This is a genomic window from Veillonella sp. 27098_8_77, from assembly GCF_041431535.1.
Classification (GTDB): domain Bacteria; phylum Bacillota; class Negativicutes; order Veillonellales; family Veillonellaceae; genus Veillonella.
In genome coordinates this window covers 110,691-124,751 of record NZ_JAPVXW010000001.1, presented here as the reverse complement: position 1 = coordinate 124,751, position 14,061 = coordinate 110,691, and the positions used below count along the sequence as shown (strand labels likewise).

The window sequence follows — 14,061 nt, the reverse complement described above, 5'->3', positions numbered from 1 at the left end:
ACCTATCCTTTCAATAACTCTTGTAGTACCAAACCAACGGATTGGCTTACATCACTTGGCGTATAACCCCAAGGTTTTTCTTCAGCCAATATATCAGCGCTTCGACTGTGTACATACACACCTAATAAAGCCGCAGACTGTAAAGCATAGCCTTGTGCTACAAAGGCCGTGATAATGCCAGTTAACACGTCACCCATGCCGCCGGTTCCCATACCAGGATTACCTTGCATATTGATATATACTTCTCCTGTAGGGAAGGCAACTAAACTAGGTATTCCTTTTAAAACGAGCACTACATTATGAGCGACAGCAAATTGAATCGCTAAATCTACATAATGTTTTTCTATAAAATCAATGGATGTATCAATAAGCCGGCTGAATTCTCCTAAATGCGGGGTCATAATACAATTTTTGAACTGCATATTACCTTCATAAGTAATTGTCTTATCACCATGTGCATATACATGACCAATCGTACCGAGAGCATATAGGCCATCTGCATCGATAACCATATGTCCCGATTGTCGTTCTAACAAAAAATTTACCAATACTTTAGCTTCATCTGTGCGACCTAGTCCAGGGCCAACGGCAACGACGTCATACGATTGTAAATTAATGGAACCTATATTTTCTAATGGCAATACCATGACTTCTGGTATGCATTTAGACTGAACAATAGGTCGCACACCATTAGGAACTGCTAATGAAACCTTACCGGCCCCACCTTGTACAGCTGCCTCTGCGCTCATGATAGGTGCCCCTACCATTGATTCAGAACCGCCCACAATTAAAGCATTACCATTAACCCCCTTATGTGCCTGCGGCATACGATCACTGAGTTCCAATGAGGCTAAACGATCATACAAAACATAATGAGATGTGTTAAACGGCGCCTCTGATTCTAATGCTAATTCCCAAGGCACTCCCAATGGTGCGATTATTACTGTGCCTGCCAAGGATTTACCAGGATATAACAATAGCCCCTCTTTAATAGATCCAAAGGTTACTGTCGTATCATAAGATAATGCATAATCAGAAGCCTGTCCTGTAGTGGCATCAACACCAGCGGGCACATCGATAGCCCATAGAGAAAATCCATATTGATTGCGTTCCACATCGATGTCATGTAGTACAGATGTTACAGATTCTCGTAATTCACCTTGAAAACCTGTTCCCATCAAACCTTCTACGACAACATGAACACGGGACCAGTCACTAAAACTTTCAAAAGAAACAATATCAATTCCCATGGCGCGCACCATGGTCAGTTGTTTATTAAATAGCTCACTACCATGTGATACATTGCCTACTAATGCAATGGTAACGGGAATTCTTTGTTCCATTAAATGACGAGCCGCTACCAGTCCATCGGCTCCATTGTTGCCAACACCGCACACAAATAGAACCATACCTGTAAAAGGATCCTCGTGAAAACGTTCTCCTTCTACATCTACCAACGCATCAGCTATACCTCGACCTGCATTTTCCATGAGCAACTCCAACGGTACGTGTAGATGACGCGGTACATAAGCATCAATATGCTGTGATGCTTCTCTCGTTAAACTGTACATAAATTACCCCTTTATGATGATCGTACTCATAGCGTACGACTGACAGTGACTAATAGAAACTATAGATTCAGTATACATTCGTTCTTGCATGATTGTTTTGAAAGCCCCTGTTATGCTTAGAAATGGAGCCCCGAATTCATCATGGCTCACCTCAATATCATGCCATGAACCGTAACGTAATCCAGTCCCCAGTGCTTTCAAAAAAGCCTCTTTTGCTGCGTAAATCCCCGCATAGGATTGATAGATTCCTGTGCGTTTACTTTCACAATAAGCAATTTCACGTTCCGTATATACGCGCTGTCGAAAGCGGTCCGAACGTTCTATGGCTTTTTTTATTCTATCAATTTCTATTATATCTGTGCCTAATCTCATATCATAACCTCTTATATGTTGATTATCTATCATTTCATTATACACAATTTTGTTAGATTAATCATTGATGAAGTGCAGTCTATTAATAGTTAAGCATAGTATAAATAAAAACCTTATGATTCATATTAACAGCTGCATACATTATGTTATGACGCATATCCATATCTTCAATTTCAAGATTTTTGGGAAAAGAAGCAATCTTAGTAACGTTACCCGTTTTATCTACAGTAATAACGGTGGATAATGTTGCAAATATAGTGTTACCATCATTAGCAAAGGCACCATTATTATTATAATCATCATAATTAGCATCTATATCTTTAGACTGAACTAGTTGAAACTGTGATGTATAGTAATTGATACGTCTCATTGTAGCATCGATAGGGACAATCGATATAAACTGATTCGTCTTTTTATCATAGGCTAAATTAAATACCCGTTCAGGAATAGTAATAGAGCCCTTAATTATCATTGTATCTGCATCTATTGTAGTGATACGATGTCCATCAACCTTGGCATTCGTAGTATACAACAAATTCGTATCCGGATTATAGGTAAGCGTATTCATATGAGCCAACTCCATAGAATTACGAAACTTATAGATCCCAACAATATCAAATGTTTTCGGGTCCAATTCATATATAACTTGTCTCGTATTCTCAGAATTGATACAAGCCAGTACGAAAACGTCTTTTTTTGAGTTATAGCAAAATCCTTGACATTGATTGACCGAGCTATCAATAGGTACTTCCTTTAATAGTTTTAAATCAACCATAGTCTTAGTCACTTCCTGTTGATGCAGTGCATATGTTGTTGGTAGATAATCCATAATATGTTGTATATCCATAGTGACCTCTATTATCTATGCAAGCTTTATAAACAAAAAACAGGTGATAAGATTACTCTTATCACCTGTGCAAGCGTTTCCGCTTGTAGTTGGTGCCGGAGGTGGGACTTGAACCCACACGGTGTTACCCGCTTGATTTTGAGTCAAGTGCGTCTGCCATTCCGCCACTCCGGCATCTCGGAACATTTGTTATTATATCGGAATAACAAATGCATGTCAACAAAAATTTTATATTTTATCTAAAATATTTGTTAATCTATTCATCGATTCATTATCTTGTTGTTTCCAAGTCAATGTTACACCTGTAATATAACCTTTTCGAACGTATTCGACATCTGTAGGTACATCCTCTTTACCACAATCCAAATCACCAGCCAACCAATAATAATCTTGGCCTCGCGAATTGATTCTAGCATCTATTATATTACTATACGTTTGAAGTCCTTGGCTCACAATCTTAAAATGTTCCCAATCACAAATGCCTCGCATTGGGAAATTAACATTTAATAGGCCATCAAAATGTTCATTTACATAAATCTTCTCAATTAATTCATGAATAAACGGATGCATTTCATGACCACGCTCAATCGAATATCGCTCTACAGATAAAGCAAGGCCAGGGATTCCATAAAAAGCACTTTCCATGGCTGCAGATACGGTTCCCGAATACAATACATCAGAACCTAAATTAAAGCCATGATTAATACCTGAAATAACAAGATCAGGCATGTCATCGGCTAATAAATAACTGAGGCCAAATTTCATACAATCAGATGGAGTTCCTGTAAGTGCATAAAGGCGAGGATTTTCATCCTCGCCATTGTACGCATCTAATTTTAAAGGAATCTCAGTCGTCAATGCATGGGATTTAGCACTTTGTTCAGTAGCTGGTGCTACAACGGTAACACGATAATATTGACTTAAATACGTCGCTAATTGGCGTAAGCCATCAGCTAAAATGCCATCATCGTTACACATTAAGATATGCATAGTCACTCCTATAGATTCTATTTTTTATTCTTATTCATATCTCCCATACGAGTTAATTTAACATCCTCCAAGCCAACAGCTCTTGTATGCACCGTATGAGACCATTCCTTATTATGACGACGGAACCAGCCTAAAATATTTACTGGAACCCATGAATATACAAAAATTGGATATAACAAGTAGTAAAACCAAATTTTAGGTGGTACCTTAATTTTCAACAATACAATTAATGGGAATAGATATTGTCCAATACCAATAATTTGCCATACGGACATAGGCATAATTTGGTACAAAATATTGGTGTAAATCGGTACATATGCATTGATATAAGAAAATACCAAATATACAGTCGTCAACAATAAGAAATAAGGCTGACTCACTTGCAAAATACCATCTAAAATGACAATATTACCTTGCTTAATACCCGCTGCAAATAATTTAGGAATATAACGATCTGCACAATCAAATTGACCTTGTGCCCAACGCAAACGTTGTTTACAAGAAGCCATCATAGTTGTTACTTTTTCATCATACACGATAGCATCATGAGCCCATGTCGTCTTAATGCCATGTGTTAATAACTTCATAGAGAACTCCATGTCCTCCGTTAAGCTTGTACAATCCCATCCGTATTCTTTAATAATAGATGTACGAATACACATACCCGTACCGCCAAGTGCCGTTGATAAACCAATACGATATTTGGCTAAATGCCACATATGGTTAACCATCCAGAACATGATGGAGAAAGTGCCCGCAACCCATGAATCTGTAGGGTTTTTGGAGTTAAGATACCCTTGAATAACAGATTCACCTTTTTCGAGGTGATCATTCATTTCTAACATAAATTGAGGATGTACTAGGTTATCAGCATCAAAGATAAGAAACGCATCATATTTCCTATCCATCTGATCCACGCGGTCAAACATCCACCCCATGGCATAGCCTTTACCGACCTCTTCTTTATTGAAGCGTTCATGTACATTAGCCCCAGCAGCACTAGCCACTTCAGCAGTCTTATCAGTACAATTATCTGCTACGACAAAGATATCATATAATTCATCAGGGTAGTCTAAACTTTTTAGATTTTTTACGAGCTCTCCTACTACAGCCTCTTCATTATGAGCACACACAACAATGGCGAATGAATTTTTTGGCGTATAGTTTTTATGAACTCGAGACCGCCACATACCTATAACGGCAAGTACGAAATAATAAACCGTATAAATTACGATTATTACCTGCATAGGGATCAATATCAGATCCAGTAGGTAATCCATAAGACAAACCTCCACAGTCTATTTGCGCACTATATTCAACGCCGTATTAAACAGACCAAACAACACATAACCAGTAAAAATCATAACAGCCCATGTATGCCAATCATATACCAATGCAGCAATGATGATAAGAGCAACCAATGCGATAGCAATTTTGCTAATACGAACTGCACTGTGACCTTTAAAGTCAGGATATTTTACTTCACTAACCATAAGGATACCAACAATAATCATGGATACAAACACAACCAATTGTGGTACTTGTACACCACACAATACATAAGTAGCCGCTAAACAACCTGCTGCTGGGATAGGTAGCCCTTCAAAATAGCCGTGAACTTCATCTGTTTTGATATTAAAACGGGCTAAACGAAATGCACCGAATACAGCAAATGCCAACAATGGAACATAGGCGATCCACCCTAAGCCTTGTAAATCATGAACATACAACATATATGCTGGTGCAACACCGAACCCAACTACATCGGATAAAGAGTCCAGCTCACGTCCCATTGGGCCTGCTACGCCTAATGCACGTGCCACACGTCCATCTAAACCATCTGCAATCAGCGATAATATCACACAAATAGCCGCTCCAAATGTATTGCCCGTAGCGGCCAATGTAATGCCGATAACACCAAATGCTAAGTTAGAACTAGTAAATAAATTTGGAATAATTGATTTATTCATGACCGAGCCTCCCGATAATCGTATCGCCACCAGTAATATGTTGACCTTTTTCAATGCAAATCTCTACATTTTTATCCATGTAAATTTCAGTACATGAACCAAATTTAATCATACCATATAACTGGCCACGTTGTAATACACTATCAAGATCTGTCCAAGAAACAATACGACGAGCTAATAAACCTGCAATTTGTGTTACGAGTACTTCTGTTTTATCGTTTTCTATACAAATTGTATGACGTTCATTTTCAAACCCCACATCTTCTTTGAAAGCAGGTAAAAAACTCCCCATCGTATAATGACGATATGTAATTTTACCTTCAATAGGAGCGCGGTTTGCATGTACATCAAAAACAGATAAAAAGATTGTTACCTTTTTACATTCCCGATGTAAGTACAAATCTTCATATACATCTTCAATTTCCATAACCTTTCCATCAGCAGGAGATAAAATAGCATCTGGATCAGTAGGAATGTTGCGTTTTGGATTTCTAAAAAAGTTCACAAAGAATAATGCCAAAATAAATGTAATAATTGCGATACTATAATATCCAAAATACGCCGCTATAATCGTGATGAAGAGCATCACTCCGATTAAAGGAAATCCTTCTTTTATTATTGGTCCTGTAGGCACAACTAAACTCCCCTATTTATTCTTAATAACAGTCCACATAAACTTTGGTATAGCCAACATTCGGCCTATACGTTTAGGTTCTAGATACAATCTATACAACCATTCTAAACGATTTCGTTGCATCCAATGTGGTGCGCGTGGAATATTTCCAGCCAATACATCAAAAGACCCTCCTATACCAATGGCCACAACGCCTTGTAAAGAGGATAGTTTTTTTGAAATCCATTGTTCCTGTTTTGGCACACCTAATGCAACAAATACGAGCTTAGCACCCGAAGTTTTAATATCGTTAATAATACGTTGTTCCTCTGCTTCATCAAAGAAACCATCATGGATACCAGCTATATTAATAGTACCATACATTGCTTGTAAATTAGAAACTGCTTTTTGTGCTACCCCAGGAGCAGCACCTAAACAATATACGGGGATTTGATTGCTTACAGCTTGTTTAAACAATTCTTTGGTAATATCAACACCAGTAACGCGTTCAGGCACTCTTTCACCCATGCGTTCCGCTGCCCACAATATACCAGCTCCATCAGGAACAACTAGACTAGCTGAATTCAAGATCCCGTGTAACACGGGATCCTGATTTGCTAGCATAACCATTTCAGCATTGGCAGTTGCTACAAGATGTAGCCCTGGTTGCTCTGTCATCTCTATAATTTTTGAAACTGCTTCGTCCATAGTGATGCAATCAATAGGGACGGATAATACCGAAATACGTTTACTCAAAATAATACTCCATTATAAACCACTATAATTTGGTGCTTCTACGGTGATACTTACATCATGTGGATGACTTTCTTTCAAGCCTGCTGCCGTAATTTGAATAAATTGAGTATTTTCAATCATTTCTTTAATATTATGGCAACCACAGTATCCCATACTTGCACGTAAACCACCAACCATTTGGAAAATAGTATCCGCCAACATACCTTTATAAGGTACACGACCTTCGATACCTTCAGGAACTAATTTTTTAGCTTCTGATTGGAAATAACGATCTTTACTACCAAGCTTCATAGCCCCTAAGCTACCCATACCGCGGTATACTTTATAGGAACGGCCTTGGTAAATAACAGTTTCTCCTGGGCTTTCATCAGTACCAGCAAGAATGTTACCCATCATAACAACATTGGCCCCAGCTGCAATCGCTTTCGCAATGTCGCCAGAATATTTAATACCACCATCAGCGATGATCGGAATACCATAGCGTCTTGCTACTTGAGCGGACTCATAGACAGCAGTGATTTGAGGTACACCAATACCAGCAATGACACGTGTTGTACAAATAGAGCCAGGTCCAATACCAATTTTAACAGCATCTGCACCAGCTTCAATAAGAGCCTCCGTACCAGCTGCCGTTGCCACATTACCAGCAATAACTGGAATATGCGGATATGCTTGTTTAATTTCTTTTAGTGTACGCAATACACCTGCAGAATGACCATGGGCAGTATCGACGATGATTACATCAGCCTTAGCTGCTACGAGAGCATCTAGGCGATCATACATATCTTTGGATACACCAACAGCAGCACCAACTAATAGACGGCCACTAGTATCTTTTGCAGAATTAGGATATTTTGTAGCTTTTTCAATATCTTTAATAGTGATTAAGCCTTTTAAATTACCATCTTTATCAACTAATGGTAATTTTTCAATACGATGTTTGCTCAAAATGGATTTAGCCATTTCCAAGGAAGTACCTTCAGGAGCGGTAACTAAACCTTCACTTGTCATACATTCACCAATTTGACGGGATAAATCAGTTTCAAAACGCATATCGCGATTTGTAATGATCCCTACTAGTTTACCATGTTCTGTAATAGGTACACCAGAGATTTTATATTTGCGCATCAATTCTTCTGCATCAGAAAGAAGATTTTGAGGGCTTAGGAAAATCGGATCAACGATAACACCATGCTCAGAACGTTTAACTGTATCAACTTCATGAGCTTGTTCTTCAATGGACATATTTTTATGGATAACACCCATACCACCTTCACGAGCCATGGCAATAGCCATACGGGACTCAGTAACAGTATCCATGCCAGAACTAATCATTGGAATATTCAGTGAAATATCACGTGTTAATTGTGTCTTTAAATCTACTTGATATGGTAATACATCAGATGCTGCCGGCACTAACAATACATCATCAAAAGTCAATCCACGCATACCGAATTTATCGTCTCTCATTTGTTTTTTCCTTTCTCGTATAATAAAAAACAAAACTACGACCCGCTCTAGCCCATTGGGCTAGAACGGATAATCGTAGCTTTCATTAGCGTTCAGACCGCAAAATGCCGCCTTCCATGAAATCATCTTTTTTCATATCTACAAAAATAACTTTTACTGCTTCTGCAGGAACCTTTACGATGTCTACAGTAGCCTTAGTGATTGCTTCACCTAATTGTTTCTTTTGTTCTTTTGTACGACCTTCAACGAGTTCAACATGAATTAATGGCATATGGCACCTCCATAGATACAAAAATATTGTTTTTTATATTATACGAGAATAGGCCGTTATATACAAGGGGAAAACCTAGATAAAACCTAGTATTATCGCACCTTATAGAATTATTAGCCCTACCTCTTAATTATACAATATTCTAAGAAATTTTTCACCAAATCTTTTAGATAATTCTTCTTTCATTTGAATTTCTAGTTGATCGATGCCAAATTCTCGAATATATGACAGTACATCATTACGTGCCGTAACTAGTATATCTATATCTTTTATGATATTAGCCACCCGCAAATCAGGTAATCCTGATTGCGCAAGTCCAAACAATTGCCCCGAACCTCGAAGCAATAAATCTTGTTCTGCTAATTCAAATCCATCTTGCGTGGATTCCATCAATCGCAGACGCTCTTGACTAACATCCCCCTTAGAATCGCTAACTAATATGCAATACGCCTGAATGTCACCACGTCCCACGCGACCTCGTAATTGGTGTAATTGGGATAAGCCAAAGCGCTCGGCCCCTTCTATGCACATAATTGTCGCATTAGGAACATTGACGCCAACCTCGATGACGGTTGTAGACACAAGTAATTGAATACGGCCATCATGAAAGGCTTGCATCACCTCATCCTTTTCTTTTGGGTTCATACGCCCATGAACAAGGCCTACTTCAAAACTTTTATAAAAATAGTCTTTCAATTCCAAAAAGAGGTCTTCTGCTGCTTGCAAATCTAGTTTTTCAGACTCCTCTACTAGAGGGCAAACCACATATACTTGATGACCTGCCGCCATTTCCTTACCAAAGAACACGCGCAATCGTTCTTTATATGAGCTATCTACTACATAGGTCTTAACCGGTTTACGACCTGGAGGCATTTCCTTAATAAGGGATACCGCTAAATCACCATATACAGATAGGGTCATTGTTCTTGGAATCGGTGTGGCCGTCATAATCAATACATGAGGATATACGCCCTTATGTTGTAATGCGGCACGCTGATTAACACCAAAACGATGCTGTTCATCGATAATAACCAATCCTAAATTCTTGAATTGAACCTTGTCCTGAATGAGCGCATGGGTACCGATAATCAATTGAATGGTTCCATTTGCTAACTCCTCATAGATTCTATCCTTTTCTTTTTTAGGTGTGGATCCTGTAAGTAATGCAATTTTAATAGGCAAATTTTTACAAAATTCAGTTATCCCTTCAAAATGTTGAGTCGCTAAGATTTCTGTAGGTGCCATGATAACTGCTTGGTATCCATTTTCTACGGCTTTCACAAGACTCAGCGTAGCTACCACAGTTTTACCAGAACCTACATCACCTTGTAATAATCGTTGCATGGGCCGTTCATCTTGCATATCTTGTGAAATTTCTGTTACAGCACGTTCCTGATCACCGGTTAGTTTAAATGGTAAATACGACCTGCATTGTGCCATTAGTACCCCATCTGGTTCCATCTTAGGCCCTACATGACATTGCTCTTTATTTCTAAGCAGAGCCAACCCCGACTGCATGATAAATAGTTCTTCATAGGCCAATTGATACCGTGCTTCTTCATAACTTTCACTACTAGAAGGAAAATGCATTTCTCTAAATGCATCATATCGTTTCATAGACGTGTGACGTTCCATAATTTCAGGCGGTAAAATTTCGTCCATTGTATGATGCGCTTCGAACCAATTTCGAATCGATGCGCGCACCACATATTGAGAAACGCCATCCACCAAGGGATAAATAGGGACAATGCCCGTGTCTGGCATAGCATCTGGCCCAAGATTTTCTATTTGCGGAGAATTCATCTGCATTGAACCATATTGAAATTCGGCCTTACCGTACGCATAGAGGCGTTGTCCTTTTTTGTAAAAATTCTTTTTATATCCTTGATTGAATAATACAATCTTCATCGGACCAGTACCATCTGTGATAGTAACTTCTAAAATAGATAATCGAGGCCGTGGCCGTTTTTCCATAATGGATACGACAGTACCTACAACCCCCGCAGTAATTCCTGTTTCCAATTCTTTTATGGAATAAATTTTGCGTCTATCTTCATAGGAGCGTGGAAAATAGGCCAATAGATTGGATACAGTATCAATGCCTAATTTATGAAGTTGTTTTTCTCGACCTGGTCCAATTCCCTTAATAGAGGTCAGTGCTTCGTTCATTATAATGCCTCACATATAATATAATTAATGAATATAGTAAAAATATATCCATTTTTATATTTCTCTTGCCATATCTCATAGATTTCGACTACAATATTAGCTATAGTATACCAAATATTGTAGTATATTTCATAAAATATCAATGCATGTAGTAAAAACACTTGCTTAAACCTTGTCTTTATGATAATATACTTTTGTTATGTTATAGATTAAGCTTGGAGGTGGAAACTATGGCAAACCTTTGCGAAGTATGTGGCAAATCCACATCTAGCGGTATGAACGTGAGTCACTCTCACATTCGCACAAGAAAAACTTGGAAACCGAACATTCAAAGAGTACGGGCGGTTGTAGACGGTGCTACAAAAAAAGTAAATGTATGCACTCGCTGCCTTCGTTCTAATAAAATTACACGCGCGTAAAATAAATAGTACATGTACTCTTAAACAAAAAGACCGTTACCATTTGGTAACGGTCTTTTTGTCGCCCTATTACAGCGTAATATTGGGAATAAAATAATCTTTAAATAGCTTTATGGCATATTGATCAGTTAATCCTGCCACATAGTCAACAATATCAACAGTGGAATACACACCATTTCGTTCTACATAGGTTTCTATATCATGCGGATGCTCCATAAAGTGTGTAAATAAATTTTTCACTACATGGGCTGCCTTATTACGGTCAGGAATCAATGCAGGTGCAAGATATACGTTTTTAAACATAAACTGTCTAAAAACATTCATCGTGCTTTCAATATCAGCAGACATCTGAATCGCTGGTTTATCCAAAGATTGTTCCACCATATCTTTCACCATGGCCGTAATCATGCTAGACGGAGTATCACCAAAATAAAATCGCACTTCTTCTGGTAAATCGTTAGCTTCTAGCATACCAGCCCGTTGTGCATCATCATAATCGTGACACAAGTACGCAATACGGTCAACAATACGTATAATCTGCCCTTCTAATGTAGATGGTATGGTCGGCCCCGTATGCCCTAAAATACCATCTCGTACTTCTTTTGTAAGATTAAGGCCTTGTCGGTTGCCATGTTTCTCTAATACTTCAACCATGCGCAAACTTTGCTCATTATGGTTAAAATGACCTACCATATCCCGCAATGCATATTCTCCGACATGACCAAATGGCGTGTGCCCCACATCATGCCCCATCGCAATGGCTTCCACTAAATCTTCATTAAGTCTAAGAGCACGCGCAACAGTACGACCGATTTGTCCTACTTCAAGGGTATGCGTCATTCTTGTTCTATAATGATCACCCGGCGCAATATATACTTGGGTCTTATGTTTTAGACGACGAAAGCATTTACTGTGTATAATTCGATCTCGATCTCGTTGAAATGCGGTACGTAGTGGATCTGGCTCTTCATCAATATCGCGCAATGCCATACTGCTTCTCGCCGCATAAGGAGATAAGATCATATCTTCTCTTTCTTCTATACGTTCTCTAATATTCATAGTACCTCTTCATCAAAAAATATTAACAATATTATAGTATTTAATAATAGGGAGGCTTACGCCTCCCCTATTTATTTTCCGGCAGCCATACGGTTTTTATCTACTAATTGCATAACAAGAGATGCTGTTTCTTCAATGGATTTGTTAGAAACATCAAGCACTTGGCAATGTAGACGACGCATAATGGCTTTTGCATATTCTAATTCAGAATTAATGCGCTCAATAGAGGCATAATTAGCCTCATCTTCTAAGCCAATAGCACGCAAACGTTCACTGCGGATATTATTCAATTTATATGGATCAATAATTAACCCCACAATTTTCTTAGGCGGAATCTTAAATAATTCCTCTGGCAATGGCACCTCTGGAACTAGTGGTAAGTTAGCCGCCTTGATTTTTTTATACGCTAAAAACATGGATAACGGCGTTTTACTTGTACGAGATACACCGATAATCACAACATCAGCCTTTTCAAAGCCAGATGGATTTTTACCATCATCATATTTGACAGCAAACTCAATAGCTTCTACCTTTTTAAAATATTCTTGGTCTAATTTATGAACCATACCGGCCGTCATACGTGGTTTCGTAGATGCTACAGTACCTACTGCATCCAATACAGGGCCCATAATATCAACAGCAGGAATATTATTCTCTGATGCTTTTTCATGTAAATAATTGCGCAATTCTAACGATACTATGGTATGACAAATCACGTGATTACCGTTTTTAGCATCTTGTATAATTTCATCAATTTGAGCTTTATCTTCGATATATGGTATGCGAACAATTTCAATTTGTTCCTTGTCGTACTGACTTGCTGTCGCTCTCGCAACGGCCTCTGCAGTTTCGCCTAAGGAATCAGATATCGCATAAATAATTTTTTCTGCCATGCTTTATACCTCTTGAGTACTACATTCTAAAAACGCTTTAGTAACGGTAGTCTTAGATACACGTCCTACTACCTTTAATCGTTTTTTAGGACTATCTTGTGTTTCATCATCTTCTCTAACTATAACAGGTAAACAATCAACTTCATAGTCAATCATTTTTTGCGCCGCCACAGCTAACGAATCCGATGGTTCTACGGTAATAACTTTGCTAACGGGTGTCATAATCATCGATATAGGCATTGTATGTGCATCGGTTTGACCTATAGAAGCACGCAATAAATCCTTGCGTGATACAACACCTTGTAAATAGGAACCTTCGCAGACCAAAATCGTACCTACATCCTCTGTAAAAATGGTTACGATTGTATCATATAGATTGGTCTCTGGTGATACAATAACAGCTTGTGAAAGCACATCATGTACACTATATGACCTCAAAATTTCAGCAGTTTGGTCCTTTGGCGACAATCCCACATAGTAATACCCCACATTAGGTCTTGCTTCGAGAACGCCAATCATGGTGAGAACAGCCAAGTCTGAGCGCAATGCAGAGCGCGTTACATCCAAATGTTCCGCTATAGCACTTCCCGTAACAGGTCCTTTTTCACGTACAATATGGGCTATTGCTTCTTGTCGTTTTGAAAGTTTCACACCCGTCCCT

Annotated in this window: 15 protein-coding genes and 1 tRNA gene; 1 reads left to right on the top strand and 15 read right to left on the bottom strand. The window is 38.6% G+C overall.

Annotation, left to right across the window (positions count from 1 at the left end; all coding sequences use genetic code 11):
- Positions 1–2: 2 nt before the first annotated feature.
- The 12 genes from O3617_RS00570 to recG all read right to left on the bottom strand — a co-directional run bounded on the left by O3617_RS00570 (position 3) and on the right by recG (position 11,029).
- Positions 3–1,571, bottom strand: a complete 1,569-nt coding sequence (locus O3617_RS00570; RefSeq protein WP_371448032.1) for an NAD(P)H-hydrate dehydratase — start codon at positions 1,569–1,571, stop codon at positions 3–5.
- Positions 1,572–1,574: 3 nt separating this feature from the next.
- Positions 1,575–1,943 (bottom strand): holo-ACP synthase, encoded by a 369-nt coding sequence (acpS, locus tag O3617_RS00565; protein WP_371448031.1) that lies wholly within the window; start codon positions 1,941–1,943, stop codon positions 1,575–1,577.
- A gap of 82 nt (positions 1,944–2,025) precedes the next feature.
- Positions 2,026–2,790, bottom strand: coding sequence for a hypothetical protein (locus O3617_RS00560; protein ID WP_371448029.1), 765 nt, complete (start codon positions 2,788–2,790; stop codon positions 2,026–2,028).
- 90 nt (positions 2,791–2,880) lie between these two features.
- Positions 2,881–2,964 (bottom strand) — tRNA-Leu (locus tag O3617_RS00555).
- 54 nt (positions 2,965–3,018) lie between these two features.
- On the bottom strand, positions 3,019–3,780 hold the full coding sequence (gene surE / locus O3617_RS00550; RefSeq protein ID WP_371448028.1) for a 5'/3'-nucleotidase SurE: 762 nt from the start codon (positions 3,778–3,780) through the stop codon (positions 3,019–3,021).
- 17 nt (positions 3,781–3,797) lie between these two features.
- Entirely contained in the window at positions 3,798–5,060 is a 1,263-nt protein-coding gene (locus O3617_RS00545) for a glycosyltransferase family 2 protein (protein WP_371448027.1), read from the bottom strand.
- 18 nt (positions 5,061–5,078) lie between these two features.
- Positions 5,079–5,750 (bottom strand): CDP-diacylglycerol--serine O-phosphatidyltransferase, encoded by a 672-nt coding sequence (gene pssA / locus O3617_RS00540; RefSeq protein ID WP_371448025.1) that lies wholly within the window; start codon positions 5,748–5,750, stop codon positions 5,079–5,081.
- Complete coding sequence (locus O3617_RS00535) at positions 5,743–6,384, bottom strand: phosphatidylserine decarboxylase family protein (RefSeq protein ID WP_371448024.1); 642 nt, start codon at positions 6,382–6,384, stop codon at positions 5,743–5,745. Before O3617_RS00535 ends, pssA begins: the two co-directional genes overlap by 8 nt.
- Positions 6,385–6,396: 12 nt before the next feature.
- Positions 6,397–7,119 carry a WecB/TagA/CpsF family glycosyltransferase gene (locus O3617_RS00530; protein ID WP_371448022.1) on the bottom strand — a complete coding sequence of 241 codons (723 nt, stop codon included), beginning with the start codon at positions 7,117–7,119 and terminating at the stop codon, positions 6,397–6,399.
- Between the two features lie 12 nt (positions 7,120–7,131).
- Complete coding sequence (guaB, locus tag O3617_RS00525; protein ID WP_371448020.1) at positions 7,132–8,589, bottom strand: IMP dehydrogenase; 1,458 nt, start codon at positions 8,587–8,589, stop codon at positions 7,132–7,134.
- Positions 8,590–8,674: 85 nt separating this feature from the next.
- Positions 8,675–8,860: a 4-oxalocrotonate tautomerase gene (locus tag O3617_RS00520; RefSeq protein ID WP_005379145.1), complete on the bottom strand. Its 186-nt coding sequence runs from the start codon at positions 8,858–8,860 to the stop codon at positions 8,675–8,677.
- Between the two features lie 126 nt (positions 8,861–8,986).
- Positions 8,987–11,029, bottom strand: coding sequence for an ATP-dependent DNA helicase RecG (gene recG, locus O3617_RS00515; RefSeq protein ID WP_371448019.1), 2,043 nt, complete (start codon positions 11,027–11,029; stop codon positions 8,987–8,989).
- A 230-nt stretch (positions 11,030–11,259) separates the two neighbouring features.
- Between recG and rpmB the strand changes: the two genes are divergently transcribed.
- A complete protein-coding gene (gene rpmB / locus O3617_RS00510; RefSeq protein ID WP_005386334.1) occupies positions 11,260–11,448 on the top strand; it encodes a 50S ribosomal protein L28 in 189 nt (62 codons plus the stop codon).
- Positions 11,449–11,517: 69 nt separating this feature from the next.
- Here the strand turns inward: rpmB and O3617_RS00505 are convergent, their stop codons facing one another.
- The 3 genes from O3617_RS00505 to O3617_RS00495 all read right to left on the bottom strand — a co-directional run bounded on the left by O3617_RS00505 (position 11,518) and on the right by O3617_RS00495 (position 14,051).
- The gene (locus tag O3617_RS00505) at positions 11,518–12,507 is read right to left on the bottom strand and encodes a deoxyguanosinetriphosphate triphosphohydrolase (protein WP_371448018.1); all 990 of its coding nucleotides are present in this window, start codon (positions 12,505–12,507) and stop codon (positions 11,518–11,520) included.
- 71 nt (positions 12,508–12,578) lie between these two features.
- Positions 12,579–13,400, bottom strand: a complete 822-nt coding sequence (locus O3617_RS00500; RefSeq protein ID WP_371448016.1) for a pyruvate, water dikinase regulatory protein — start codon at positions 13,398–13,400, stop codon at positions 12,579–12,581.
- 3 nt (positions 13,401–13,403) lie between these two features.
- Complete coding sequence (locus O3617_RS00495; protein WP_371448014.1) at positions 13,404–14,051, bottom strand: helix-turn-helix transcriptional regulator; 648 nt, start codon at positions 14,049–14,051, stop codon at positions 13,404–13,406.
- Between the last annotated feature and the right edge of the window lie 10 nt (positions 14,052–14,061).